Origin of the sequence: Pandoraea pneumonica, assembly GCF_049918595.1 — a bacterium.
GTDB classification, from domain to species: domain Bacteria; phylum Pseudomonadota; class Gammaproteobacteria; order Burkholderiales; family Burkholderiaceae; genus Pandoraea; species Pandoraea pneumonica_A.
The window spans coordinates 191,480-217,063 of the sequence record NZ_JBNCRZ010000001.1 but is presented as its reverse complement, the minus strand read 5'-3'; the positions used below and the strand labels follow the sequence as shown (position 1 = coordinate 217,063).

Here is a 25,584-nt window from a genome sequence, read left to right as displayed (position 1 = left end):
TGCCGCTCGCGGACAAGGCGCCCGCGTTGCAATGTCTCGACTGCCACACAACCTCCTGAATACATTGTTGGGCGTCAGGTGCGGCTGGGGGAGCCGCCCTGCGCCTTCTCTAATGACTACTGACCGCTTACACCTTGCCTTTCCAGGGCACGAGCACTCGCTCGAGATAACGCATGATCAGATCGAAGCCGAAGGCGAAGAAGCCGATCACGATGATCCCCATGATCACGATGTCCGACGCGAGGAATTCCGCCGCGTTGAGCACCATGAAACCGAGGCCGCTGGATGCCGCCACCATTTCGGCGGCCACCAGCGTGGTCCAGCCCACGCCGATGCCGATGCGCATGCCGGTAAAGATTTCCGGCAACGCAGACTTCACGATCACGTGCATGACGATCTGGCGCGGGGTGGCGCCCATCGAATACGCCGCGTGAATCTGTTCCATCGATACCGAGCGCACGCCGGCGCGCGCCGCAATCGCGAGCGGGGCGAAGATGGCCAGATAAATGAGGAACACTTTGGAAAACTCGCCGATGCCGAACCAGATGATCACGAGCGGCAAATACGCCAACGGCGGCAACGGACGGTAGAACTCGATCGGCGGATCGAACACGCCGCGCCCAATGCGCGACACACCCATCAAGATGCCCACCGGAATGGCGGTGACACAGGCCAGCGCAAACGCGCCGAACACGCGATAGAGGCTCGCGAGCGTGTGCTGCCACAGCGTGGAGCCAGCGAAGCCTTCGGTCGAAACCTGAATGAATTTCTCGACGATGGCGCGCGGTCCCGGCAGAAACAGCGGCTTGATCATGCCGGACGACGAAATGCCGATCCAAATCAGCAGCAACACAATGACGGTCACGACGCTGATGAGGAGACTCGGCCCCTGACCGGGCGCGCCGAACGATTCCCCCGCTTTCACGGGGCGTGGGGCAAACATGCGCGCAATCGGGCCGCGCTGACGACGTACACGCGGGCTGGGCGTGGCCGCAGAAGTGGAAACCGGCGGATGCGCGGGGCTGGTAGCAACGGGTTTGGTCATCATGATGGCGACGGCTCCTGCGCGGAATCAGGCAGCGACCGCATCGGCCGACGCAGAGGTCTGGCCGGCACGTTCGTCGCCATAGATGATGCTGAGTACGGTCTCGCGCATGGCGATGAAGTCCGGGCTCGACTTGATGGCGCGCGCATCGCGGCATTCGAGATAGCGCTGGTTGAAGTCGAGTTCGTAGGTGTGCGTGATGCGCCCGGGGCGCGGCGACATGACGATCAGGCGGCTGGCGAGGAAGAGGGCCTCTTCCACGCTGTGCGTGATGAAGAAAATCATCTTGCCGGTCTCGCGCCAGACGTCGAGCAGCAGCTCCTGAATGGTTTCGCGCGTGAGGGCATCGAGCGCGGCCATCGGTTCGTCCATCAGCAGCATCGACGGGTTGCAGGTCAGCGCACGCGCAATGCCCACGCGCTGCTGCATGCCGCCCGAGAGCTGGTAAATCATGTGGTTGTGAAAGTCTTGCAAGCCCACGAGCGCGAGGTTGCGTGCGGCACGTGCGCGTCGCTCTTGCTTGGGCACGCCTTGCAGCTTCAGGCCGAATTCGGTGTTCTCCATGACGTTGAGCCACGGCAGCAGCGCATGCTTTTGAAACACCACGCCACGGTCGGCGCCGGGGCCTTCGATGGGGTCGCCGCCGAGCAGCAATTCGCCCGAGGTCGGCGCGATGAAGCCTGCCATCAGGCTAAGCAGCGTGGTCTTGCCGCAGCCCGATGCGCCGAGCGCCACCACGAAGTCGCCGGGGGCGATGGTCAGATCGACGTGGGCGAGTGCCTGCACTTGCTCGCCCGCACGTCGGCCGGGATATACGACGCTGACGTCGTTGACGATGAGTTGTTCCATGAAGCCCTTCTCCTGTCGATCCATCGATCGGGGAGGGGCTGCCGCGCGCTTGGCGAGGCGGCCCCGGCACGGCTTACTTCAGCTTGAGTGCGGCATCGACATAGCGCGACGTCACGTACGGCGTGTAATCGGGCTTGACCTCGTTGATCTTCTGCTGGCTCTTGAGGAAGTCGGCCGTGTCCTTGAGGGCCTTGGCGGCGCGGCTGTCTTTGCCGCCGCCCAGCCACTCAGCCGACGCTTGCTGCTGCGCCGACGGGTAGGCGTAGAGCGAGAGCGCGCCGGGCACGTCTTCCGGCTTGCCGCCGATCGTTTTCACGATGGCTTTGACCTGCGGCGACGTGGCCGTCCATGCCGCCTGATGCTGGCGATAGGCCGCGTCGGCATCGGCAATCACCTTCACGAACTTGGCCATGAAATCGGCGTTGGCCTCACCCCACTTGCGATCCACCGCAATGCCGTCGAACGTCGGCTTGCCTTGCTTCGACAATTCGCCGGACGTGATGAGGACGTGGCCGGTCTGCTTGATCTGCGCGAGCGCCGGGTCCCACACGTAGGCGGCATCGATGTCGCCGCGCTCCCATGCCGCCACGATCTGGTTCGGCTGCATGTTGAGCACCTGCACTTCGGTCGGCTTGATGCCCCACTGTTGCAGCGCAAACATCGTGTGGTAGTGGGTGGTCGAGACGAACGGCACGCCGATCTTCTTGCCCTTCAGGTCAGCCGGTGTCTTGATGTTCGACGCGTTGCGCACGACCATCGCTTCGGCCTGGTTGATGTCGTCGAGGATCCAGAACAATTGCAGATCCAGCCCCTGCGACACTGCTGCGGCCATTGGGCTGGAGCCCAGTACGCCGATCTTGATGTCGCCGGAGGCGAGCGCGGTGGCGACCTTGGCCCCCGATTCGAACTGGCGCCAATGGATCTTGTATCCCGTGGCCTTTTCGAATTCGCCGCTGGCCATCGCCACCAGCCATGGATCGACGATTTGCTGATACGCGATCGTCACCTCCTTGTCCTGCGCTTGCGCAGTGGCCGGTGCCGCCAGGCCGAGTGCCAAAACCCCAGGCAACGCGGCTGCCGCCAACGCCGTGGCAGCGAATACCCGTCGCAGCCGGTTCGGAAGTCCTTTCATGGTTCACCTCTAATCGATAGGTTGTCGGTGGAACACTTTCGGGTTGACGCTGTAAGCGTTACGAATCGGCGTCAGGTGAGTGCATCATTGCCGCGCGTATTTTTGTTCGTTAGAGCCAGTTGGCCGCATTTGATGATGCCAACTGAACCAATTTCACCGGAATCACCCGCTAAGCCGCATGAATGCTGGAATCGGGGGCAATGGAGCCAGACTGGGGATAAACCCGAATTCGGAATTAACGTCACCGTCCCATGAGTAATAATTGACGCTCTGGAAGTAACAAGAAAAAAGGGGACGCGATGTCGAGCCGGATTTCTGCGGCAATGTGGAACCAGTTGTTCCTGATGTCGGCGCGCGCTGGCATGGGGCTGCAAAGTCAGATTCGCCAGATGCTCGTGTCGGCGATTCTCGACGAGCGACTGATGCGCGGTGCGGCGGTGCCGTCGTCGCGTGAGCTGGCCGAAGGGTTGGGCGTGGCGCGCAACACGGTCGTGCTGGCGTATCAGCAACTGGTTGACGAGGGGTATCTGATCGCGCGCGAGCGGCGCGGTTACTTCGTCAATGGCGACATCCTCGCGCCCCGGGTCGGCACGCAAAGTGCCGAGTCGCGTGACGCGACGTCTGGGAGTGGGGGTGTGGCAAGCGAGCTGCCTGCGGGCGTGGACGCTGGCACCATCGCGCCGCTGGCGCCGCTCTCGCCCGATTGGGAAGGGCGCTACGTGGTGCGGCCGTCCGGTCAGCGCAACATCGTCAAGCCCATCGACTGGCAGCAGTACCAGTACCCGTTCATTTACGGGCAGTTCGACCCCACGATGTTTCCGACAGCCGACTGGCGCGAGTGCTGCCAGAAGGCGCTCACCGTCATGGAGATTCGCGACTGGGCGCCCGACATGATTGCGCGCGACGACGAAACGCTGATTCAGCAGATTCGTACGCGCGTGTTGCCGCGTCGCGGGGTGTGGGCCGATGCCGATGAGATCGTGCTGACGAATGGTGCACAGCAGGCGCTGTACTTGTTGGCGGATTTGCTGGTCGGTGCGCGCACGACCGTGGGTATCGAAGATCCCGGGTATCCCGATGCGCGCAATATTTTCGCGATACGCACGCCGAAGTTGATCGGCTTGCCGGTCGACGAGTTCGGTGTGCCGGTCGACGACAACTTGTCGCAATGCGATTACGTGTACGTGACGCCGTCGCATCAATGTCCGACCACGACGACGATGCCGCTGGCGCATCGCGAGGCATTGCTGCGGCGCGCTGAAACCGAAGACTTCGTGTTGATCGAGGACGACTACGAGAGCGAGAACAGCTACTCGGACATTCCAATCCCGGCGTTGAAGAGTCTGGACCGCAGTGATCGGGTGATCTACATCGGCAGTTTGTCGAAGTCGTTTGCGCCGGGGCTTCGGCTTGGCTATATCGTGGCACCCGCGACGCTCGTGGCGGAACTGCGGGCCCTGCGCCGTTTGATGATTCGTCACCCGTCGGCGTTTATTCAACGCTCGTTCTCGCTGTTTCTCGCGCTGGGGCACCACGACGCTTTACTGCGGCGGCTGGCCGACACTTATGCCAAACGTGCCGAGGTGCTAACGGCGGCGCTCAGCACGCACATGCCGGAAGCCTCGTTCGTGCGCGTGAAGGGCGGGGCGTCTTGCTGGGTGCGTGGCCCGGAGGGACTGAACGCGAACCTGCTCGCGTTGCGCGCCAAGGCACGCGGCATCTTGATCGAGCCGGGCGACGTGTTCTTCATGGGCGATGCGCCACCGCGCAACATGTTCCGTCTCGGCTTCTCGTCGATACGCTCGGAACACATCGAGGCGGGCGTGATCGCACTCGCGCAGGTGATGCGCGAGACGATGGCTGAGGTGGCCTGACGACGCCCGTGTTGACGCTGGATTAAGGGTTTAGGCCATCGCGGGTAACAACACACGCTGCCAGATGGCGGTGAGTTCGAGGGCGAAGGCTTCGGTGTCTTCGCTCGCTTTCGCAAATGCCGGGTTGCGCACGACGTAGGCTTCGCGCAGCACATCGTCGACCATCGACCCCAGGCAGTGAATGCGCAGTTCCAGCGCCGCTTCACCCACACCGCCCGTATTGACTCCACCGCCCGCGCCCAACACACGCGAGAGAATCCTGCGAGTCCACAGCGAATTGATGCGCTGACGCTCGAGCACCATCTCCGGGGCCACGCTCATGAGTTCGCGCATGCGCTCCATGAGCGCGGCATTGCTCGCGTAATGCGCCACGTACGCGCAGTTCGTCAGAAATATGCTGTCTTCCACGCGCTCGGCGGTGCGCGCCTGCGCTAACGTGTCGAGCGTCATCTGGCGGAAGTCGCCCAGCACGTCGCGCACCAACTCATCGACCGAGCGGAAATAGAGGTAGATGGTCGGGCGTGAGACCCCGGCTTCCGCCGCCACCTGATCCATGCTCAGTTGCGCGAGCGTGGTGCTCTCCAGACAACGCGCCGCTGCCAGCTTGAGCTGACGGCGCGTGCGCTCGCCTTTCTTCAGCCCGGATTCCTCGGCCAAAACGGCCATACGCCCCACCAAAGTTGCCGAATTTTTTTCGCTTGCCATTTTATGACGGTAGTGTCAGGATTAATTTATGACATCGATGTCAGTTTATCGCAGGTTCGCGGAAAAACCATCTTTCACGCACGACTTGGAGTCCTTATGAAGAGCGACGATCCGTCTTTTTCTCACGATGCCCTTGCCGCGCTGCGCTTCGATAGCCAGTTGGCGACGGCCTTTCTCGGCCGTACGTTCTCCGGCCTGACGGCGATAGCGTACCGCGAACTTGGCGAGGCAGCGGTCAACGAACTGTGGTTTCGCGCGCTCACGTCGCATCAGGGCGACCGATACGAGGAAGGGCTGCGCAAGCTCGGCATCGAGAACGAGCCGGCCGCGGTGGCCGCGGCGAAATACCACTATTTCACGAACATCATCGGCGGGTTGGAGATGGAGTACGTCGAGGAATCGCCGCGCAAGGTGTGGATTCGCTACCTCGCGCCGATGTGGACGTACGCGGGCGTGGCACTCATTGCGATGCCGGCAAGCGTGCGCCGCACGGTGTTCGGTTCGTGGCATCCACGCAATGGCCGGTATATGGGCAACCCGAGGTTGGGGTATGTGGCCACGAAGTTCTCGATGGACGGCGATCCCTACGACGAAGGCTATTTCTTCGAATACGACCACGATCTGCGCGAGGACGAGACTTACCGCATCGAAGTGGCGCGCCATACGCCAGCGTTCGACGCGGCACGTGCGCCGAAACTCGACACACAACTGTGGCCCGAGCCACGCATTTTGAAGGCGCGTCCAAAGTTCTCTGCGGGTTATGTGCAAGCGACCGTCGACAGTCTTTATGCGATGGTGGGCGAGTTGCGCACGCATCAGTTGGTGCGTAGCGCAATGCGCATGCTGGCGATTCAGATGGGGCCGCAACTGGTGACACAAACGGGCGTCGAGACGCGCGACGTGCCGGGCATCCTGCGCTTTCACTGCACCTTACTGAGTGCGATGGGGCGGGATGTGACGGTCGAACCAGGGGAAGACGCACGTCGAGGCCGTTTGGTACTGCGCTCGTATAAGCCGTTCGACGAACGCTACTCGCCGGAGCTGCACGAGGCGTTCTTCGAATTCCACGCGATGGCGACCCGCATGATGAGCAGCACCGTCAAGATCACGCGGCACGAGAGCGCAGACGGTGAAGCGTGGGATGTCGTCGACACCGGCCAATGGCTTTATTGACCCGATTACGCGAATCGAGGGGACAGTCATGGATAACATCAGCCAAGCCGCCGGGGCAGATAACGGTGGCGAGCGCGCCAATACGCTGGATCGCGCGTCATCACGAAAGAAATTCAAACTTCTCGCTGGCGTCGCCGCCGGTAACTTTGTCGAATGGTTCGACTTCGCCGTGTACGGTTACTCGGCGTCGACGATCGCCAAGCTGTTCTTTCCCGACAGCACGCCCTCGTTGGCGTTGCTTGCCACGCTCGCGATCTTTGGGGTGACGTTCCTGTTTCGTCCGGCCGGTGGCATTTTCTTCGGCAAACTCGGCGATCGTATCGGGCGCCGTAATACGTTGTCGATCATCATTTTGATGATGGGCGTTTGCACCACGCTGATCGGGCTGCTGCCGACGTATTCGCATATCGGCGTGATGGCCCCGATTCTGCTGGCCGTGCTGCGGCTCGGGCAGGGCTTCTCGGGCGGCGGCGAGGCGTCGGGCAGTTCCACGTTCCTCAGCGAACACGCACCGGCGGCGCGGCGCGGCTTCTGGACTGGCATCTCGAACGCGTCGCAGACGCTGCCGTTTGTGGTGGCCGCCATCCTGATGACCGGCATCGAGTCGTCGATGTCGAACGAGGCTTACCTGTCGTGGGGGTGGCGCATTCCGTTCTTGCTTTCTGCACCGCTCTCGCTCGTAGGGTTGTACCTGCGCACGAAGCTTGACGACACGCCCGCGTTTGTCGAACTCGCCCGCTCGGGGCAACTGGTCGAAGCACCGGTGCGCATGGTGCTGCGCGACTATCGCCGCGAGGTGTTGCTGCTCGCTGGCGTGGCATCGCTCAATGCCGTGGCGTTCTACACGATGTCGAGCTATATGACGACCTATCTGAAGCAGGTCATCGGTCTTAGCCCGACGATCAGTCTGGTCTCGAATGCCGTGGCGCTGCTGCTGTACAGCATTCTGATCCCGGGCTTCGGCAGTCTCAGCGACCGGTATGGCCGCAAGCGCATTCTGCTGTGCGGTGCGATCGGCCTGATGCTCTCGTCGGTCCCCGGCTACCTGCTGGCGGCGCAAGGCGGCATGCTCAATGCGATTGCCGGGCAAGCGCTCATCACGGTGTTCCTGACGCTGACGGCCTCCGTCGTTGCAGTGGTGCAATGCGAGTTGTTTCCGACGGCCGTGCGTTACACCGGGGCGGCGCTGGGCTACAACCTCGGCTACATGTTGTTCGGCGGCACCGCGCCGTTTGTCGCGCAGTATCTCGTTGTGCATACGAGCGCGCCGTTAGCGCCGGCGTTCTATATGTCCGCCGTGGCGTTGCTCGCACTCATTCCTATCTCGCGGCTGCCCGAGACGGCTGGCTCGAAGATGTCGCGCACGCATGCGCATTTCTCCTCACGCTGACCCGGGGACGGCAGACCCATGGCTTACGCAACTTCGATGAATACGCTAGATAACGAGCCGCTCGAGTCCACGATGCACGACGACAAACGGCGCTACGAGACGTGGTACCGCAACTATCGATGGGATGTTCCCGCGCGCTACAACGTGGCGCGCGATGTATGCGACAAACACGATCCGCAAAAGCTCGCGATGATTCTCACGGGTGAGGGGATTGAGGATCGTCTGGTCTACTGGCAGGAAATTCAGGCGCTTGCCAATCGGTTGGCCAATGCGATCGAGGCGCAAGGCGTGAAGCCTGGAGAGCGCGTCGCGGTGCTCATGGGGGCGGGCGTCGAGTGTGCCGCTGCCGTGCTTGCCATTCTCAAGCTCGGCGCGATTGGCGTGCCCATGGCGGCCCTGTGGAGCGACGACTCGCTGGCTTATCGGTTGAGTGCCGCACAGGTCGCACTGTTGATCGTCGATGAGACGAATGCGGACCGCGCACTGGACGGGAACCATCGCACGATGCGCTACGACGCTGCTGTCATCACAACGTTCGAGGACACCTTTACGACAGCCGATACCGGTCCCGATGATCCGGCCTTGATCTACTTCACGTCCGGTTCCACAGGGAACCCCAAAGGCGTGGTCGCCCCGCACCGTGGGCTGATCGGGCACAACGAATTCGAAGTGTGTCAGGACTTGCGCGAGGGGGAGCGCTCTTACTGGATGGGCGATTGGGCGTGGGGCGTGTACAAGGTACTCGGGCCGTGGCGGTATGGCGCGGTCAATCTCGTGCACGCATCGGCCAAACGCTATGACCCGGAGGGGCTGCTCGCCGCGCTTAGCCGTCACCGCGTCACAAATGTATTTCTGAATCCGAGCGGCCTGCGGCTGATGATGAAGACCGTGCCCGACGCCGGCAGGCGGTACCCGCAGGCGTTCCGCATTTGTTGTAGTGCGAACGAGCCGCTCGGCAAGGCGGAAGCGGCGTGGTTCCGCGAACAGTTCGGCATTGACGTGCTGGAGAATTACGGCATGACCGAGGCGTATCCGATGATCGGCAACTTTGACGGACTGGCGATCAAACCCGGTTCAATGGGGCGGCCGGTGCCGGGTTGGGACGTGCATTTACTTGACGATGCCTTGCGCGAAGTCGGCGTCGGCGAACAGGGTGAGATATGTTTGCGAACGCGCAGCAATCCGCAGTTTCCGCTGGGGTATTGGGGGCGCCCAGAAGATACGCAGGCAGTGTTCGGTGGTGAATGGTTTCACACCAACGATCTGGCGGTGCGCGACAGCGACGGTTTCTATTGGTACGTCGGGCGAAAAGACGATGTCATCAAAGCCTCGGGCTATCGCATTAGTCCGTTCGAAGTCGAGGAGGCGTGTTGTCAGCATTCGGCCGTCGTGGCCGCTGGCGTCATCGGTGTGATCGACCCGGAGCGTGGCTCACGCGTCAAGGCGTTCATCGTACTGGCCGAGGGCATCGTGCCCAGCGTGGATGTCGCGGACAGTATTCGTCAGTTCGTACGTGAGGCGCATTCGCAGTTCGGCTATCCGAAACTGATCGAATTCGTCGATGAGCTGCCGAGCTCGCAGTCGGGGAAGGTCAATCGCAAAGCGTTGCGTGAGCGTCCGGCCGGCAAGGAGTACTGACGGCCGGTGCCTGTCGATCGGGGGGGGGCGTCAGGCGCGGGTATCGACGCCGAACGTCTCGCCCTGATGCTTGAGCAGAATGTCGAGTGCGGTTTGCAAGCGCTTGGCATTCTCGGGTTCGTTGCGCGACTGCGCCGCAGCGATCCCTTGGCGGGCACGGTCCGTAAAGTCGATGCGTTGGGTGTCGCTCTCGGCGGGGACTTCGATGCCCGTGTCGACCGAGATTTTCATCGTCATGGCCATCAACGGCGCGCTGTCGTCGAGCGTCATCTTGCCGCTGCGAATCTGCTCGTTGGTCCAGTCGCGCATTTGTTGCCGGGTCATGCTGGTGAAGTCGAGCTGCGCGGCGTCGGCGGGCTTCGAGGAGGCCGTACCTGCTTGCGATGCCGTCTGCGTCTTGGCGGCCAGCGCCGCAGCGAACGGCGCATGGCTGCTGTCGTTGCGCTTGGCCGTTGCAGGCTGCGTGCTGTTTGCGCCGAGGTAGCTCACGCCACTATTAATTTTCATAGCCGTTCCTTTCAGCAATCCTAATGATTCGATGCAGAACTGCGTTTGTTCTGTCTGCTGAAACGAAATCTACAACAAGTGGTGCGGATGTGCCAGCCTTGCGGGGGCTGGCTTTCACGCCCTTTCACACCCTCTCACGGCGCGCCATTGCGGCCGTGAAGACGAAAGCCTTCGCGTTGCGAGAGCCTGTCGTAGTACGTCGTTACGGCCGGGAGCGGCGGATGATCGATGGGCGTGCTGAACCAGCGATGGACCGACAGGCCGATAGGGATGTCTGCCAGCGTGAACGTCTCGCCGCACACGAATGCCTGCGTCGTTTGGAGTTGCTGATCGAGCACAGTCATGAGTTCGCACCAGCGCCGCACGCTGGCGTCGCGGGTGACCGGGTTGTCGCAGCCCGGGGCGCGCCGAACAAGCGACATGAACGGGTAGCGCCACGCGGGGTTCAGGTCGGCCGCTTGCCAGTCGATCCACTGATCGGCGCGGGCGCGCTCGCGGGGTGCTACGGGATAGAGGGCGTTGTCGCCGCGAGTCGCTGCGAGATAGCGCAGGATGCTGTTCGACTCCCACATCACGAAGCCGTCGTCATCGATGACCGGCACCATCCGGTTCGGGTTCATCGCGACGAAGGCCGGGGTGTCGAGCGGTAGCGTACTTGCGGCATCGCCCCATGGCTCGGCAACAAACGGCGTGTCGGTTTCGTGGCAAAGCCAATACACTTTTCGCACGTTGATGGACGACGCCCTGCCGAGTACGCGAAGCATGAGAACCCCTTGTGTTGGATAGCGGCTGGGTTCGATTCTAGCGGCGTCAGGCGCGCCCGAGCCGTTCGATGAGCGCCTGGTGCGCTGGCCATTGCGCCGCGAGTGCGGCCGGGTCGGCCATCTCGAAGTCCTCGAACGCGAAGCCGGGGGCGACGGTACATCCGACCAACGAGTAGCGCGTCGACGGTGCAGGCTGCGCCGCAAACCAATGGCCAGCGCGGACCACGTGTTGCAGATGCTCTCCGACTGCGACGTCAGCACCGAGGCATGTCGTCGTCAACTTGCCAGCCGGGTCGATCTCGTGAATCCAGAGCGTGCCGCCGAGATGGAAATGCCAGATCTCGTCGCTCCGAATGCGGTGGAACGCGGAGAAGTCGTCAGCTTCCAGTAAATAGAGGATCGCTGTGGAGATACTGCGAGCGCCGGAGAATCCGTCCGGTAGCGCCTGCGCAGCGATGGTGTCGCGCGCGCGATACGTTTCGCGATAATGCCCGCCTTCCGGATGCGGCAGTAACCCCAGAGACGTGACGAGATCGGCGGCAGACGACATGGGAGGCTCCTGACTTGACATTGAGATCGTTGAGATGCGGGCGCCGCTGATCGTTCGCTGGTGTGAACGGCAAGCGGCGCCCCCATTTCAGCAATGTAATTCAGATCCTAGTAGACGAGTTGCGTGTTGAGGTCGCGCAGCACGGCCAGGCCCAGCTTTCTGAAGGCGGGGTATTGATCGGGAGCGATCGTCGTGCCCGTGGGCGTGAGACGCAGCGTTCGCGTCACCGTGAGCACGCGGCCGCTGGCCTTGTAGCTCGACCGATAGCTGCCAAGCGGCGAATCGATACTGGTGGGCTTCGGCAAATTCGCCAGCTTGACCTGCTTGGGCAGCGTGATGATGGTCGTCTCAGTCACTTGGCGCCCAGCAATCGGCATCGCGAAATCGCGCGACTCCACGTTCATCGCGCCGAAGGTGGAGGCGATGTTGACGAAGCCGGACAGCCCGCGCGGCACTTGCATCGCACCGGGGCCGGGAAGCTGCACGTAGCCCGGCTGTTCAAACGCGGTCTGATAGGCGAAGGGTTGAGCGAAATCGCGCGGGTCGCCATGCGTGAAGTCGCCCTGACCGCTGCGCCCGCCCGCGCTCAGCATCTGACTTGCCAGCGTGGACGTCGTGCCTGCGGGCACCGACGCGAAGATTTGGCGCGACACCCAGTCGAACACGCCGCTCGTCGCAATCTCGCCGGTACCCTTCAGATTGCCGTCGTCGTCGAGCGCCACGCGGGTGGTGATGTCGATGCGGGCGTTCTCGGGAGTGTTGCCGGGCAAGGTCATCATCCTGGCGTGCCCGGTGCCGTCGTCGGCGACGAGTGCCGACTTGCCAGCCTCGGTGACCGGCAACGTGCCGAAGCGCGAGACGCTCGCGGTCGAATCCACGAAGAGATTGAATTCCGGCAGATAGGTAATCGCGTGATTGAAGACGCCCAGCGGCGCCGCGACCTTCGGCAGCCAGTATCCGGTGCCGGCGTTCACGAGCACCGGGCTGCTCTTGATGCCCTTGGCGGCGAGCAGGGATTCGAGCAGCGTGACGTGGTCTTTGCAGTCGCCGTACTTTGCGTCGAGGATGGCAGATGCCTCGTGCGGCACGACGCCGCCAAAGGCCAGATAGACGCCGACATAGCGCACGTTCTTGGTGACCCATTCGTACAGGATCTGCGCTTGCTTGCGACGCTCGGTCACGCCTTGGGTGAGGCTATCGGCCAACGTTTGAATGGCCGGTGTCACTGCTGCCTTGGGAAGTGCGCGTTCGTTATAGGCTGCCGCGACAGACGCGAAGTCGGTGAATGTCGTGATCGCGACGCGCGGGCTGTGATCCACTAGCGCGACCGAGCCGGGTTCCGGCGCGTGGGCTGCGGTGTTGGCGAGCGTCCACTGCCATTGTTGCGTGTCGGGCTTGTCGGCCGTTTGCAGACCACCTTGCATGTCGATCGTATCGACATTCAGCTTCAGTGCGGCAGGCGCGCGTACGACGAGGCGAACCGACTGATAAGGCTTGTCTACGCCGAAATACTCGATGGCAGAGAACTGGCCGGGGAAGAGCGCTTGACGCTGCGTATAGCGTGTCTTCAAGGTCAGCGTGGCGCCGATTTCGGTGGCCGGGAAGATGACGGTCTTGACCTTGCCGTCATCGAACATCGGCGCGCCGGCGCTTTCGCGGCTTTGTTGCACGATGATCTTGTCGGCGGCCACGTCGATACGCTTGCCGTCCTTCGTGGTCGTGTAGGCGTCCTCGACAGCGAGATCCTGCAACGACGTGCTGTACCGCATCGCGACTTGGCTATTCGTTTTGACCGCGCGGTCGGTCTCCAGACGTAAATGTCGTGTCTCTTCGCGGGTGAAGGTGCCGTCGGCATTGATGTCGTAGATGACCTCGTCGGCGAGCACGGTGACGTCCGGCTCGAAGACGGCAGCGTGTGCAATGGCGCACGTGCCGACCGTCCCCAATATTGCAGCTACCCCGTAAATGAATTGGCGCATGTTCTTTGTGTGTGGAAATGGGATGCCGCCGTGACGCTACCCGATTCCCATGAATGCGCGATGACTCGGCGCCAGACCGAGTCAAATCTTATTCCCACTCAAGCGCCTTCTTGCCCCATTCGTACGCAAAACCCAACGCGAGGACGAAGAGGAAGAACATCATCGCGATGAACCCCGGCCATCCGACTTCTCGCATCGATACAGCCCACGGAATCGTGAAGGCCAACTCGATATCGAAGACGATGAAGAAGATCGCCACGCGATAGAAGCGCACATCGAATTGTTTGCGTGCATCGCCAAACGCATTGAAACCGCACTCGTAGGCCGAGTTCTTTTCGGCGTCCGGCCGGTGCGGGCGAATAGGCTTCGCGACGAACAGCAGTGCCGTGCCCATGAGCAGAGCCACCAGCAGGAACAGCAGGGCAGGGAAGTACTCGGAGAGGTCCACCGGGCCTCCTAAATGGAAGATTTCTGGAAGGAAGGAGTGCGCGTTATCGGTGCCATTCGAATGACACTCGTGCCACCGACACGCGCGTTGGCGCGAGGGTTCCGCCAACGCCGTGTTTTTGGGAAAAATCCTATGACGCGAGCTTCATCAACACGAGCCCGCTCACGATGAGCACAGCGGCGAGAAGTCGCATGGCGCTGGCCGATTCACCGAGCACAAGAACGCCGACGGTAAATGCGCCGATGGCACCGATGCCGGTCCAGATGGTGTAAGCCGTGCCGAGGGGAAGCGTCTTCATGGAGACCGACAGCAAACCGAAGCTGGCGGCCATGGTGACGAGGGTGATGACAGAGGGGACCCACTTCGTGAAGCCCGCAGACTGCTTCATCGTAAAGGCCCAGACGATCTCGAGAAGGCCCGCAAACAACAAATATATCCAAGCCATACGGCTCTCCTATTTGGGTAGAGCCGGGCCGTCCCGGAATGTGTTGCCAGCAGGCTGAGGTCGTCCTCAGCCCTGAACTATAGCAAATTGCACACTAAAGTGCGTGCACTTAGAGCATGCGTTCAATCGCGTTGCGCATGCTGTTTTCGGCGCGCAGCGTGCTGCCGAGCGTCACCTTCTGTGCCGTACGTCGCGACGGCGAATTTCACGAGCTCATCTTTCCGGGGCGGGCGGCGGCGTCTTTCTTGAGCTCGTCGATCAAGGCGTCATGGATCAGTGCGACAGGCCGGACGAGGCGCGACGGCAGCGCACCGTGCACGAGCCAGACATTGAGCCCGCTGCGGAATTCGGGCACGTCCACGATTTGCAATGCGTCGTGATGGGGGCTGCGTGCCAGCACTTCAGGGGCGGCGAGCCCGACGCCCAAACCCCGCGCGACGAGCGACAGTTGCAACTCGGAGCCGAACGCTTCGACGGCCACATGGAACGGCAACCCTGCTGTGACCATCGCGCGGCTTAGCGCCGAGCGCATGCCGCAGCCATCCTGATTCAGCACCCACGAGTGTTCCGCCAACTCGGCGAGCGTTGCGGACTTATCGGCCAGACCGAGCGAGCGCGGCGCAACCACCACAGTGGGCTTGTGCGCGAGCAGTGTCGTCGTTAGACCTTCCGGCATCGCCGCACTTTCGGGCAGCAGCACGATGGCGGCGTCCACCTTGCCGCGCTCGACGTTCTGCAACAGGCCCGGTGACCAGCCTGCGGTCACGCGCAGGGTCAGCTTGGGGAAGGCGGCACGCAACCGGTCGATGGGCTGCTCCAGCGCCAATTCCGAGAGAAACGGCGGCACACCGATGTTGAACTCACCCGTAGGTTCGTTATCGGGGGAGGCCACGGCCATTAGGTCGTCGACCGCCCGCAGCACCGTGCGCGCGAGCGCATAGACCTCGTTACCCGCGGCGGTCGGCTTGAGCGGTTTGCTCTGGCGGTCCAGCAGTTCGATGCCGAGCATCTTTTCCAGATTCTGGACACGGCGTGTCAAACCCGGCTGCGTCAGGAAAAGCTTCTCCGACGCCCGCACCATCGATTCGCTCTCGACCACTGCCACGAAAGCCTGCAAGTCATGTGTGTTCAAAACAAACTCGCATAATCAATATGAACATAATTCAATTGTGGCATAACGTTGGCGTTTCTACAATCAGCCGGACCGACTCAATGGATCCGGAAAAATGACGCAGCCACCTACCGTTTGTACGCGTAACTTCGCGACGCCTCAGCCACTACCGCCAACCGTGTCGCCACCGCCTTCGGCCGTGCCCGAAGGGGCAGGTCTTAGCAGGCAGATGACGCTTTTCTTCGCGGCAGCCGTCGGCATCATCATCCTGAATTTGTCCGCCGCGCAGCCGCTGACGGGCCCCGTGAGTCATGCGCTGAATTTGCCTGTGGGGCTGTCGGGCCTGATCGCAATGCTGCCGCAACTGGGTTATGCGGCGGGCTTGCTGCTGCTCGTGCCGTTATGCGACTTGCTTGAGAATCGCCGCCTCATCGTGGTGACGCTGACGTGCTGTGCGGCATTTTTGGCGGTGTCTGCGCTCTCGCATTCAGGATGGGTGTTTCTGGCCTCGGTATTTCTCGCGGGGGCCACGTCGAGTGTGATTCAGATGCTTGTTCCGATGGCGGCGTCGATGGCGCCGGAGCAACGGCGCGGCCAAGCGATTGGCAACGTGATGAGCGGGTTGATGCTTGGGATTCTGCTTTCGCGTCCGCTCGCGAGTCTGATTACGGGCACGTTTGGATGGCGGGTGTTCTTCGGCATCGAGGCGCTCGCCGACGCTTTGCTCGCGGTGGTGCTGTATCTCCGGTTGCCGAATCACGCACCGCACGCTGGCGCGAGTTATCCGGCCTTGCTGCGCTCGCTGTGGACGCTGCTGCGCACGGAACCCGTATTGCAACGCCGCGCCTTGCAGGCGGCGCTGGCACTGGGTGCGTTCAGCGCGTTCTGGACGGCCATCGCGTTGCGACTCGCACAACCGCCGTTCTCGCTGGGTATGCAGGGCATTGCCGTGTTCGCGTTGGCGGGGGCCTCGGGCGCCATTGTGACGCCGCTTGCCGGATATCTCGGAGACCGTGGCGCGGGCCACGCGACGCAGATCGTTTCGCACGCCGTGATGATTGTCGCCGTGCTGATGCTCGGTGCGGCGGGTGCGGGGTGGGGCGGTTTCTCGCCGGTGGCGCATCCCGTGCTGGCACTGGCGATGCTCGTCGCCGGGGCCGCAGCGCTCGACGCGGGCGTCATCACCGACCAGACGCTCGGACGTCGCGCGGTCAACCTGCTGAACCCTGCGGCGCGCGGTCGGTTGAACGCGCTCTTCGTCGGCATCTTCTTCGTAGGCGGCGCGATCGGTGCGGCGCTCTCGGGAGCCGCGTGGGCATGGGCCGGATGGAGCGGCGTGTGTGCGGTCGCGCTGGGGTTTGCCGTCGCGCTGTTGCTAGTCGGCTGGCTGGATCGCGCCTCGCAAGGACGTCGTGCGTGAGGTGACGGCGCTCGCTGCGATATCGCGCGGCGTAGCGCCGAACATGCGCTTCATCCACGTGGCCATATGACTCTGATGCGAGAAGCCGGTGTCGAGCGCGATTTGGCTCACGCTCAGCCGGCCCTCGATCAGCAGGGCTTTGGCCCGTTCCAGACGACGCTGCACGACGTACCGATGCACCGGCACGCCCATCGTTTCGCGAAACAGCACTTTGAAATGGGGGACGCTCAGCTCGACGAGGGCTGCGAGTTCCGTGAGCGAAAGGCGTTCGTCGAGATGGGCTTCGACGTAGTCGATGACGCGCGCGGCGGCGCGTGCCGACAAGGTGCGGCGCTTGCGATCGGATTGGGGTTCTGCATTGGCTGCCCCGCCGGTACTGGCTAGCCGCACGATCATCGCCGTGCAAAGGCTCTCGGCGTAGAGGGGATCGGAGGCGTCGTCGGCTTCGAGTTCCGCCTGTAAGGCCCACGCCATTTGCTGAAAGCGTGCGTCGCGCCACTGGAAGTGCGGGCGAATTAGCGCGTCTGACGACTTCAGGCCGAGTTGATCGTAGGTGTCGCGAACCCGATCGGCAGCAAACCAGATGCTGAGGATGGTGCAGTCGGCGTCATCGGACCAAATGCCCGCCATCCCCGCAGGAATGACGTCGGCGTCGCCATGGGACTGAATGCGTGCCTTCGGCGCCCCTTCGCATCGACAAACCGCGTTGACAGGCCTGCCCACGTGAACCCCGACCCGGTGATGCGAGAACGCCGGAATGCGATGTTCACCAGCGGCGACGCGGTACACGTCGGCACCGAAGCCCGACCACCCGAGCGACGTGCTCGAGAGCAGGCTTTTGCGCTGCCCGGAGTGCGGAATCAACGTTGTGTGAGATGCCTTCATTGCCTGCCCCGTGCTTCTCGATGTGATGCCGCATTTTGCGGCAAATTTCGCGCGCGTGCTGGTGGTGATACGAGCAGGGCGATAGGCGGGCTCAGGTTGTCATCCGAATGTGATGGGGAACATCCGTCCGTGTAAGTTTTTCGTCGTGAGGCTTCGTAGACTCAAGATCCATGAATGAGAGGCGATGGACTATGTACGTCATTTTTGGTGCATCGGGAAAAGTGGGCCGCGCGACGGTGGCGGCGCTGCGCAACGTTGGGCACGCAGTGCGAGCGGTGGTGCGCGATCCGGCACAGCACGACGTGCTGAGAAGTCTGGGGTGCGAGGTGGTTCGCGCGGATATCGACGACGAGGCATCGGTGCGGCGCGCGCTTGAAGATGCGCACTCGGTGCAACTGCTTTGCCCGGTGGCACATCATGCGGCGGACCCGGAAGGTGCCATGCGGCGCACATTCACCACGACCGCGCGTGCATTGCGCGGTCATACGCATCTGCACGTCGTCGCGTTGTCAGACTACGGTGCGGAGTTGACGGCGGATTCGGGGATCACGATGTTGTTTCGCGAGCTTGAAGCCGCGTATCGAGACGCGGCGCCACACCTGACGTTGTTGCGCTCGGCGGAGCATATGCAGAACTGGGCGCGCGTGGTGCCCGTGGCACTGGCTTCCGGGTGGCTACCGAGTTTTCATCATCCGATCGACAGGCCATTTCCGACCGTGTCGGCAAGCGATGTCGGTGTTGTGTCTGCGCAGCTTTTGCTCGACGGGCATGACGGTAACGGTGTGCGCGTGGTGAGCGTCGAAGGGCCGCGCCGCTATCGCGCGGGTGACTTTGCGCAGGTGTTAAGCGAAGTCAGCGGACGCGAAATCACGGCGCTCCCGCTGCCACGCAATGCGTGGGACGCGGCGCTCTCGCGGGCGGGATTGAACGCGGATCTCGCCCGTCTCGTTATCCAGACCTACGACGCGCAGAATGCTGGTCGCATCGATGTAGAAGCGGGGAGCGAGCGGCGTTTCGGCACCACCGAGTTGCGAGATGCGCTGACAGCGCAAGTGCTCGCGATTGCCGCGCACCAGCCGCCATCTCCCTGAAGGAGTTTTTCATGCTGTCATGCCCTATTACTTGCTCGACTCGCCATTTCCTCGAGAAATCTCGTGCGCCTGCAAAGCACCATGTGTCGGTGCCGAAGCTCTACCGAGCGCTGGAACTGATCGCCAAGGCGCTTCGTTGGGAGGCGCTCGAGGAATTGCTGAGTGCGATTCCCAGTAGCAATGAGGATTTCGGTATTTCGTAGTGGAGCATTGCCGCCGGTGGCTTCGCCCGGCGCGCCTTAACCGTCGGTCGAGATCGTTAGCGGTTCCCATGCACCGAACTCGTTATCCAACGCCGTCAGATTCTCTCGCACAAGGTTGAGCGCATCGCTGCCGAGCAGCAGGTGAGCCGGTGGATGCTCCACCGTCATGATGGCGAGCATGGCGCGAGCGGCTTTGACCGGATCGCCGAGTTGCTTGCCGCTCTTCGCTTCGCGCGCGGTTCTGACGGGATCGAAGAGCGCGTCGTAATCCGGAATTGAGCGCGGCGTTCTCGTCATCGAACGCCCGGCCCAATCGGTGCGGAACGAGCCGGGGGCGACAGCCGTCACCGCAATCCCTAACGGTTTGACTTCCTTGCCGAGGCTCTCAGAAATGCCCTCCAACGCAAACTTGCTGCCGCAGTAGTAGGCGATGCCGGGCATGGTGACGTGCCCGCCCATCGAGGTGATGTTCAGAATGTGGCCGCGACGGCGCGCGCGCATGAACGGCAGGACCGCTTTGATCATGGCGACGGCGCCAAAGACATTCACGTCGAACTGACGGCGCATTTCCGAGAGCGGCGATTCTTCCAGCACGCCCTCGTGCCCATAGCCAGCGTTGTTGATCAGCACGTCGACCGGGCCGACGTTCGCCTCGATGTCGGCAACGACATCGTCGATGACATCGAAGTGGGTCACATCGAGTACGCGCGCAAAAGCGGCGTCGGAGATCGCTTCAAAATCACGCTTCGCCTGCTCGCTTCGGACTGTACCGACCACGGTATGTCCTGCCGCCAGCGCTTCGTGCGCGAGCGCTCGGCCAAACCCGCTACTCACGCCAGTGATGAGCAATATCTTTCCGGATGCCATGCTTGCCTCTCTCGAGTAATGTGCAGAGAATGCATAGTAATCTCGTGAATTCGCGCGTTTAAGCCATATTCGCCTATTTTTATTGCCTAAAACTATGAATGAACAACAGACCTTGCGACGACGCGTCGGCACGACTTCCGACACGCACGCCAGAACGATTGCGCTGTTGCGGGCATTGGCACCTGAGGAGGGTTACAACCTGACGGCGCTGTCCAGCGTGCGAATTCTGCGTTCCGACCGCGCGCTATCTCGCACCCCAGTGCTGTACGACCCGGGCATCGTGATCGTGTGTCAGGGGCGCAAGCGGGGGTATTTTGGCGGCCAATGCTATGTGTATGACGAGGATCACTATCTCGCCGTTTCGGTCCCCGTTCCGTTCAGTATGGAGACGGATGCCACGCCGCAACGCCCGCTTCTAGCGCTCTACTTGCATCTCGATTTCACGCTGGCCGCAGAGCTAGCGGCGCAGATCGACGCGCAGGGGACGGCGTCATTCACGCACGCACCACAGAGCATGATGTCGACACCAATGGATGCGAGCATGCAGGCGTCGGTATTGCGCTTTCTCGAGGCGATGCATCAACCGCTGGAAGCCGCGGTGCTGGGGCCGGCGCTGTTGCGCGAGTTGTATTTCAGGGTGTTGACTGGCGCGCAGGGTGGGGCCATGCGAGAGGCGCTGGCCATGCGAGGGCAGTTTGGAAGAATTGGTCGGTCGCTGCGACTGATTCATGCCGGGTATGCGCAAGCGCTCGACGTGACGCAGCTCGCTGACGAAGCCGGAATGAGCGTGCCGAGTTTTCATAGCCATTTCAAGGCGATCACTCATGTGTCGCCCATGCAGTACGTGAAATCGACTCGCCTGCATCAGGCGCGGCTGCTCATGGTGCGTCAGGACCTGACAGCCGAGGCAGCAGGGCTGGCGGTCGGTTACACGAGTGCCTCGCAGTTCAGCCGTGAATTCAAGCGACTTTTCGGTTTGACGCCTGCGGCAGAGGCGAAACGTATGCGCGCGAGCTTCGCGATTCCGGAAGCCTTTGACGGGGCGGCCTACGTGTCGTCTCACTAACCGATGCTTCGCTGGCTCACTTCACCGGAATGACCGTTCCACGGTCGACTTCCACGGCGGTCACGGCGTTTTGCGGCGAGCCGTCGATCAGTTTGTCGGAGTAGGTCAGGTAGACGAGCGTGTTGCGGGCTTTATCCACCATGCGCACGATCCGCAGCTTTTTGAATAACGGTGAGAGGCTTTCCGAGAAGACTTCTTCTTGCTTCGGCAGCGGTCCCGTGAACGAGATTGGGCCGACCGGACGGCAGGCGATCGAGGCTTCGGCCTTGTCTTCTGCTAATCCGACCATGCCCTTCACACCGCCGGTCTTTGCGCGAGAGACATAGCACGTAATGCCGTGCACTTTCGGATCGTCGTAAGCATCCACCACAATCTTGTGATCTGGCCCCACCCACTGGAATGCGGTGCTCACGTCGCCAATCTTTTCCGCGTGCGCCCAACTCGTGGCAACCGTTAGCGCCAGCGCGATTGCAATCTTCATTTTCGTATCCGTTTCGTGTCGGTTCGGCGTCGCTAGCGGCTGCGACCATCGCGAGCCAAGCGCTACGACACGCGGATTCTACTCGCGTCGGATGTGGCGCGTGTGACGCTCACACAGACATCGGCGCGAACTAATCCTCGTTGACTGCTTGTTGCAGAATCTCCATCCAGCGCGCCTGATCCTTCTCGCCGATCATTCGGATCTTCCATTCCGGCGCGTCGATATCTTTGACGACCAGGACGAAATGACTCAGCGCGTCGGCATGCGCCTTCGCGCGAAGCGCATTGCCGACGTTCTGCGCCGCACCGGATGCTCCGCCAAACGCCGTGACGTGCGTCGGCCCGGCGTGCACCTTGCTGGCCTTCCAACTCCGGATGTCGGTGAACGGATACGTTTTCATCCGCCACTTCTCGGCAACGGTCACGCATTTTGTCTGCGGATTCAGCACGATGCCGCTGTCTCCGAAGAAAAACGAATACCCCTGACCTTCCTGCAAACCCGCGGCGGCGAGCATGTCCGTCTTCAAACTCCGCTTGCGCAGCACGTGCCATACCGGCAGCGCGACCAAGCAGACGAAAAAGAGCAGCGTTACGAAGGTACCCATCGTTATCCCCTTATCGGCAATCTCAGAACTGGTACTGGGCACCCAGCGTGAACATATCCGCCTTGATGCCGACGTTATCGCCGTTCGAGCCTGCGGCGAAGTGGTCGTAATCCACACGCAGGTGGAGGTGCTGCGTCACCTTGTACTTCACGCCTGCGCCAAACGTGACGTGCCCCTTGACGCCCATGTTGTCGTACGAATCCTTCGAATTGAATCCACCGATGCTCGCGCCGGTTTCTTGCGAGCGATTGGCGAGCACGCTATAGCCGACCTTGCCGAAAACGCTGAACGCATCGGTAATCGGATACGACACGATCGCGTCGATAAAGCCGCCGAGTGCGGTCAACTTGTTCTGGCGGCCATTGCTGAACTCGACCTTATCCGCGCCAAGATCGACGAAGCCCGTCTCCAGCGCCAAGTAGTCGTTGAACTGATACCCCGCGTACACCTTGAAGCCAAACCGATTGCGATTCTGCGTGTAGGTCAACGGCGGAATGGCGATATCGCTGTCGTCGCCCGTGATGTTCGACAAACCCGCGGAGGCACCCAGATAGAAGCCATGCGAGTTATTCGAGGCTTCGGCGGCGAAGCCGAGCGCGGGCAGCATCGTCAGAAGACAGGCGAGGGCGGCGATGGTCTGTTTTTTCATTGTTGTGGTTCGAAGAATGATTGCCCCAAGGAGAACCGGTGGACCGGCGGCGCACGTGCGTCGAAAGCCCCGAGACACCTTGAGCGCAGGTGTGGGTTGGGAGAGATCGTAGGAGGGGGCACGCGCTTGGACAATCGCTTAGGCGATGGCGCGCGACTCAACCCGTGAGCGATGCCGGATCAACCGGCATCGTCGGGAAGGACTTACTGGGCGGGGGATTGCGGCAGGTTCAATGCGGCGAAGCGAATCAACTCGGCGTTGGTGTCGAGGTTGAGTTTTCGTTTGATGTTGGTGCGGTGGGTTTCGACGGTGTTCGCGCTGCGGCCGATGCGCTCGGCGATTTGCTGTTTCTTCAGACCTTGCCCGATGAAGCCGAGGATCTCGATTTCACGCGTCGACAACATGCCCAGCGGCGTGGTCGATTGCGGTGCCAGGCCGCGTGCGCGGCGCAGCAGGCGTTGTTGCACGTCGGGCGGGAAGTACGGCACGCCGCGCAGGACCGAGGCGATCGCATCGAGGATTGTGCGTCCGGCGTTGGCCTTGTTGACATACCCCATGGCACCGGCGAGCGCGGCGGGTTCGGCGTAGGCGGCGTCGGAATGCATCGAGATGCAGACGACGGCGGTTTCTGGAAACTCTCGTGCAATCGTGCCGATCAGCGGCAGCGTTAGCGCGTCGCCAAGCATCAAGTCGACTAGCGCCACATCCGGCCGGTGGGCGCGCACGGCCGCCAGACCTTCGGCTTCGTCGCCTGCCTGAGCCAGCACGCGGTAGTTGGGCGACGCGTGAAACAGCGTCACAAGGCCATCGCGCACGATGGGGTGATCGTCGATAAGGACAAGGGTGTGAGACATGTCAGGTTGGCTGCATATCAGGGCCAGACGCCAAGCGCGACGCGGCCGGGTTACTTCACTTCGACAATGACGCCACCGTGAGGCCCGCGGCGGAAGTCTGCCTGCATGCCAAGCAACTGGGCCCGTGAGCGAATACTGCGCAATCCTACGCTAGTCGTCGGTAGATCGGAAACGTCGATAGGGTTTGGCAGCCCGACGCCGTCATCGCTTACTGTCAGTGCGACGCGCCCGTCGATATCGAGGAGTTGCACGTCGATACGGTGCGCCCGGCCGTGGCGCAAGGCATTGGAGATCGACTCTTGCACGATGCGATAAAGATGCAGCGAGGCTTCCTGCGACAGCAACTCGGTGTCGTACGAGAGATCGAGATGACAGCCGTCGGGGAGTAGTCGTCCTATCTCGTCGCAGAGCTCACGCAGTGCCGCGCCGAGGTCATAAGGCGAGCCGTCGAATGGGGTCAGTCCTCGCGAAAGGGTGCGAATGGTAGCGATGCTGCCTTCGACGATTTTGGCGATCTTGTCGATCGACTGGCGATGACCGGTGTCCGAGGCGGCGGGCTGGGAGTGGGCGAGCGTTTCGAGCATCAACGACGCGCCGGTGAGTTTCTGCCCCAGATCGTCGTGCAGCTCACGGCCGATACGCTGCCGTTCGCGTTCGCCTTGCCGTGCGAGTTCCTGCTCGGCTTGAAGCCGTTCGCGCAACAGCCGATCGACTTGATCGCGCGTGCTGGCCAGTGACGCAGATTGCGACGTGACGGTGGTGGTCAATTGCCGTTGCGACGCGAGCAGCAGGTAAATGACTGCGGCGCTGATAACGCTGAGCAAGATACCGACGGCATAGCCAATGGCTTGAATGTGCGCGCCGATGGGGTCTTTGAAGCGATCTTTGGCGACGGTGAAGTCGAGTTCGAAGACACGGTCGGCGACGAAGAACGAGCGTTTTAGCGTCGCCACGGAGGTGGCCGACGGATGGTCGTCGGCACCGAGGCGATAAAGCGTTCGCCGCAAGGGGAGTTCGGACTCGCCGGATAGCGGTAGCGAGCGGAACGTGAGCGCGAGGTACTGCCGGTCGGCGGCGGGAATGGCTTCATGGATCAGCGTGGGACAGTCGACGAAGATGCCGACCGATCCCGCAAAGTTCGACATCCGGCTGCCCGGCGGCGGGATATTTGCCGAACGGTAGATTGCCAGACGGATGCCGAGTCCCGCGCCGGGCTTGTCTTCGAGTTGCGGGATTGCCAGTCCCGAGGTGACGGCGGTGGCCGATTCTGCGACTTGCTGCGTGACGGACTCCGGATAGTTCATGTAGATGTCCCGGCCGAGATAGACCGTGTTCGGCGACGAATCGAACCGAACGACGAGGCGGTGTGGCAACGTTGTTGCCTTCGGGAACACGGAGAAGTTTGTCAGGTGCTCGGTCTCGCGAATCTGGCGCTCGTAGCGCGCCGTGTCGGCCGTGGCGATGTACTCGTTGAAGTTGATGTTGACCAGCGCCGGGAAGCGGTCGTGAATGCGCAGGGCGTCGTGAAAAGCGAGGAACAGCCGCGTCGTGGGCTCGCCGGTGACCGACCATAGGCCGCGCAGACCGAGCAGGATGTCGGTGTAACGCAGCAACTGCACTTGGACCTTATTGCTCGCGTCGGTGGCGAACTCGTTAAAACGCAGGTCCGCCGCTGCTTGCGTGCGGGTTGCTAGCTCGCTCACGACCAGATGGCTTACGCCCAACAGCGCAAGAAAGACGGTCAAGGCGATGGCCAACGGCAGATGGGAGAGACGTCGGATCACGAGACGAAGAGGCGTGATGGAGATTGGACGCCATCTTGCCGGGGAGTGGGCGTGGGGGCAAGTCTCGCGC

26 protein-coding genes are annotated in these 25,584 nt (G+C 62.1%); 8 read left to right on the top strand and 18 right to left on the bottom strand.

Features of this window, described 5'->3' with window-relative positions; translation table 11 throughout:
- Positions 1-127: 127 nt before the first annotated feature.
- The 3 genes from ACPWR9_RS01080 to tauA all read right to left on the bottom strand — a co-directional run bounded on the left by ACPWR9_RS01080 (position 128) and on the right by tauA (position 3,026).
- Positions 128-1,048 carry an ABC transporter permease subunit gene (locus ACPWR9_RS01080; protein WP_426312450.1) on the bottom strand — a complete coding sequence of 307 codons (921 nt, stop codon included), beginning with the start codon at positions 1,046-1,048 and terminating at the stop codon, positions 128-130.
- Between the two features lie 24 nt (positions 1,049-1,072).
- Positions 1,073-1,894, bottom strand: a complete 822-nt coding sequence (locus tag ACPWR9_RS01075) for a taurine ABC transporter ATP-binding protein (protein ID WP_426312447.1) — start codon at positions 1,892-1,894, stop codon at positions 1,073-1,075.
- 73 nt (positions 1,895-1,967) lie between these two features.
- The gene (gene tauA, locus ACPWR9_RS01070; protein ID WP_426312446.1) at positions 1,968-3,026 is read right to left on the bottom strand and encodes a taurine ABC transporter substrate-binding protein; all 1,059 of its coding nucleotides are present in this window, start codon (positions 3,024-3,026) and stop codon (positions 1,968-1,970) included.
- Positions 3,027-3,325: 299 nt separating this feature from the next.
- Between tauA and ACPWR9_RS01065 the strand changes: the two genes are divergently transcribed.
- Entirely contained in the window at positions 3,326-4,900 is a 1,575-nt protein-coding gene (locus tag ACPWR9_RS01065; RefSeq protein ID WP_426312444.1) for a PLP-dependent aminotransferase family protein, read from the top strand.
- Between the two features lie 30 nt (positions 4,901-4,930).
- Here ACPWR9_RS01065 and ACPWR9_RS01060 read toward each other — a convergent pair whose 3' ends face one another.
- A complete protein-coding gene (locus ACPWR9_RS01060; protein WP_426312442.1) occupies positions 4,931-5,566 on the bottom strand; it encodes a TetR/AcrR family transcriptional regulator in 636 nt (211 codons plus the stop codon).
- A gap of 135 nt (positions 5,567-5,701) precedes the next feature.
- Here ACPWR9_RS01060 and ACPWR9_RS01055 point away from each other — a divergent pair, with 135 nt between their 5' ends.
- The 3 genes from ACPWR9_RS01055 to ACPWR9_RS01045 are packed head-to-tail and all read left to right on the top strand — an operon-like array spanning position 5,702 to position 9,806.
- Positions 5,702-6,778 carry a hypothetical protein gene (locus ACPWR9_RS01055; protein ID WP_426312441.1) on the top strand — a complete coding sequence of 359 codons (1,077 nt, stop codon included), beginning with the start codon at positions 5,702-5,704 and terminating at the stop codon, positions 6,776-6,778.
- A gap of 28 nt (positions 6,779-6,806) precedes the next feature.
- Positions 6,807-8,168 carry an MFS transporter gene (locus ACPWR9_RS01050; protein ID WP_426312438.1) on the top strand — a complete coding sequence of 454 codons (1,362 nt, stop codon included), beginning with the start codon at positions 6,807-6,809 and terminating at the stop codon, positions 8,166-8,168.
- An 18-nt stretch (positions 8,169-8,186) separates the two neighbouring features.
- Entirely contained in the window at positions 8,187-9,806 is a 1,620-nt protein-coding gene (locus ACPWR9_RS01045; protein WP_426330706.1) for an acyl-CoA synthetase, read from the top strand.
- Positions 9,807-9,836: 30 nt separating this feature from the next.
- Here ACPWR9_RS01045 and ACPWR9_RS01040 read toward each other — a convergent pair whose 3' ends face one another.
- From ACPWR9_RS01040 to ACPWR9_RS01010, 7 genes are all read right to left on the bottom strand, one after another.
- The gene (locus ACPWR9_RS01040) at positions 9,837-10,313 is read right to left on the bottom strand and encodes a hypothetical protein (protein WP_426312434.1); all 477 of its coding nucleotides are present in this window, start codon (positions 10,311-10,313) and stop codon (positions 9,837-9,839) included.
- A 134-nt stretch (positions 10,314-10,447) separates the two neighbouring features.
- Entirely contained in the window at positions 10,448-11,077 is a 630-nt protein-coding gene (locus ACPWR9_RS01035; RefSeq protein WP_426312432.1) for a glutathione S-transferase family protein, read from the bottom strand.
- 46 nt (positions 11,078-11,123) lie between these two features.
- A complete protein-coding gene (locus ACPWR9_RS01030; protein ID WP_426312431.1) occupies positions 11,124-11,627 on the bottom strand; it encodes a cupin domain-containing protein in 504 nt (167 codons plus the stop codon).
- Between the two features lie 107 nt (positions 11,628-11,734).
- Positions 11,735-13,606: a DUF3857 domain-containing protein gene (locus ACPWR9_RS01025; protein WP_426312429.1), complete on the bottom strand. Its 1,872-nt coding sequence runs from the start codon at positions 13,604-13,606 to the stop codon at positions 11,735-11,737.
- An 88-nt stretch (positions 13,607-13,694) separates the two neighbouring features.
- Positions 13,695-14,054 carry an NADH-quinone oxidoreductase subunit A gene (ndhC, locus tag ACPWR9_RS01020; protein ID WP_426312428.1) on the bottom strand — a complete coding sequence of 120 codons (360 nt, stop codon included), beginning with the start codon at positions 14,052-14,054 and terminating at the stop codon, positions 13,695-13,697.
- Positions 14,055-14,184: 130 nt separating this feature from the next.
- Positions 14,185-14,499 (bottom strand): DMT family transporter, encoded by a 315-nt coding sequence (locus tag ACPWR9_RS01015; protein WP_426312427.1) that lies wholly within the window; start codon positions 14,497-14,499, stop codon positions 14,185-14,187.
- A gap of 205 nt (positions 14,500-14,704) precedes the next feature.
- Entirely contained in the window at positions 14,705-15,631 is a 927-nt protein-coding gene (locus tag ACPWR9_RS01010) for a LysR family transcriptional regulator (protein WP_426312425.1), read from the bottom strand.
- 94 nt (positions 15,632-15,725) lie between these two features.
- Here ACPWR9_RS01010 and ACPWR9_RS01005 point away from each other — a divergent pair, with 94 nt between their 5' ends.
- Positions 15,726-17,030, top strand: coding sequence for an MFS transporter (locus ACPWR9_RS01005; RefSeq protein WP_426312423.1), 1,305 nt, complete (start codon positions 15,726-15,728; stop codon positions 17,028-17,030).
- Here the strand turns inward: ACPWR9_RS01005 and ACPWR9_RS01000 are convergent.
- The gene (locus ACPWR9_RS01000) at positions 16,986-17,915 is read right to left on the bottom strand and encodes a helix-turn-helix domain-containing protein (protein ID WP_426312420.1); all 930 of its coding nucleotides are present in this window, start codon (positions 17,913-17,915) and stop codon (positions 16,986-16,988) included. The two genes, ACPWR9_RS01005 and ACPWR9_RS01000, sit on opposite strands and share 45 nt — an antisense overlap.
- Positions 17,916-18,106: 191 nt before the next feature.
- Between ACPWR9_RS01000 and ACPWR9_RS00995 the strand changes: the two genes are divergently transcribed.
- Positions 18,107-19,006 (top strand): NAD(P)H-binding protein, encoded by a 900-nt coding sequence (locus ACPWR9_RS00995; RefSeq protein ID WP_426312418.1) that lies wholly within the window; start codon positions 18,107-18,109, stop codon positions 19,004-19,006.
- 11 nt (positions 19,007-19,017) lie between these two features.
- Positions 19,018-19,209, top strand: a complete 192-nt coding sequence (locus ACPWR9_RS00990) for a hypothetical protein (RefSeq protein WP_426312417.1) — start codon at positions 19,018-19,020, stop codon at positions 19,207-19,209.
- 36 nt (positions 19,210-19,245) lie between these two features.
- Here ACPWR9_RS00990 and ACPWR9_RS00985 read toward each other — a convergent pair whose 3' ends face one another.
- Positions 19,246-20,076, bottom strand: coding sequence for an oxidoreductase (locus ACPWR9_RS00985; protein WP_426312415.1), 831 nt, complete (start codon positions 20,074-20,076; stop codon positions 19,246-19,248).
- Positions 20,077-20,170: 94 nt separating this feature from the next.
- On the opposite strand from ACPWR9_RS00985, the gene ACPWR9_RS00980 reads away from it, so the two are divergent.
- Complete coding sequence (locus tag ACPWR9_RS00980; RefSeq protein WP_426312413.1) at positions 20,171-21,142, top strand: AraC family transcriptional regulator N-terminal domain-containing protein; 972 nt, start codon at positions 20,171-20,173, stop codon at positions 21,140-21,142.
- Between the two features lie 16 nt (positions 21,143-21,158).
- On the opposite strand, the gene ACPWR9_RS00975 is transcribed toward ACPWR9_RS00980, so the two are convergent.
- The 5 genes from ACPWR9_RS00975 to ACPWR9_RS00955 all read right to left on the bottom strand — a co-directional run bounded on the left by ACPWR9_RS00975 (position 21,159) and on the right by ACPWR9_RS00955 (position 25,514).
- A complete protein-coding gene (locus ACPWR9_RS00975; protein ID WP_426312411.1) occupies positions 21,159-21,623 on the bottom strand; it encodes a CreA family protein in 465 nt (154 codons plus the stop codon).
- A gap of 130 nt (positions 21,624-21,753) precedes the next feature.
- Complete coding sequence (locus ACPWR9_RS00970; protein ID WP_426312408.1) at positions 21,754-22,227, bottom strand: DUF4755 domain-containing protein; 474 nt, start codon at positions 22,225-22,227, stop codon at positions 21,754-21,756.
- Between the two features lie 22 nt (positions 22,228-22,249).
- The gene (locus ACPWR9_RS00965; protein ID WP_426312406.1) at positions 22,250-22,876 is read right to left on the bottom strand and encodes an outer membrane beta-barrel protein; all 627 of its coding nucleotides are present in this window, start codon (positions 22,874-22,876) and stop codon (positions 22,250-22,252) included.
- A gap of 203 nt (positions 22,877-23,079) precedes the next feature.
- Positions 23,080-23,730, bottom strand: a complete 651-nt coding sequence (locus ACPWR9_RS00960) for a response regulator (RefSeq protein WP_426312405.1) — start codon at positions 23,728-23,730, stop codon at positions 23,080-23,082.
- Positions 23,731-23,780: 50 nt separating this feature from the next.
- Positions 23,781-25,514 carry a histidine kinase gene (locus ACPWR9_RS00955; protein ID WP_426330705.1) on the bottom strand — a complete coding sequence of 578 codons (1,734 nt, stop codon included), beginning with the start codon at positions 25,512-25,514 and terminating at the stop codon, positions 23,781-23,783.
- Between the last annotated feature and the right edge of the window lie 70 nt (positions 25,515-25,584).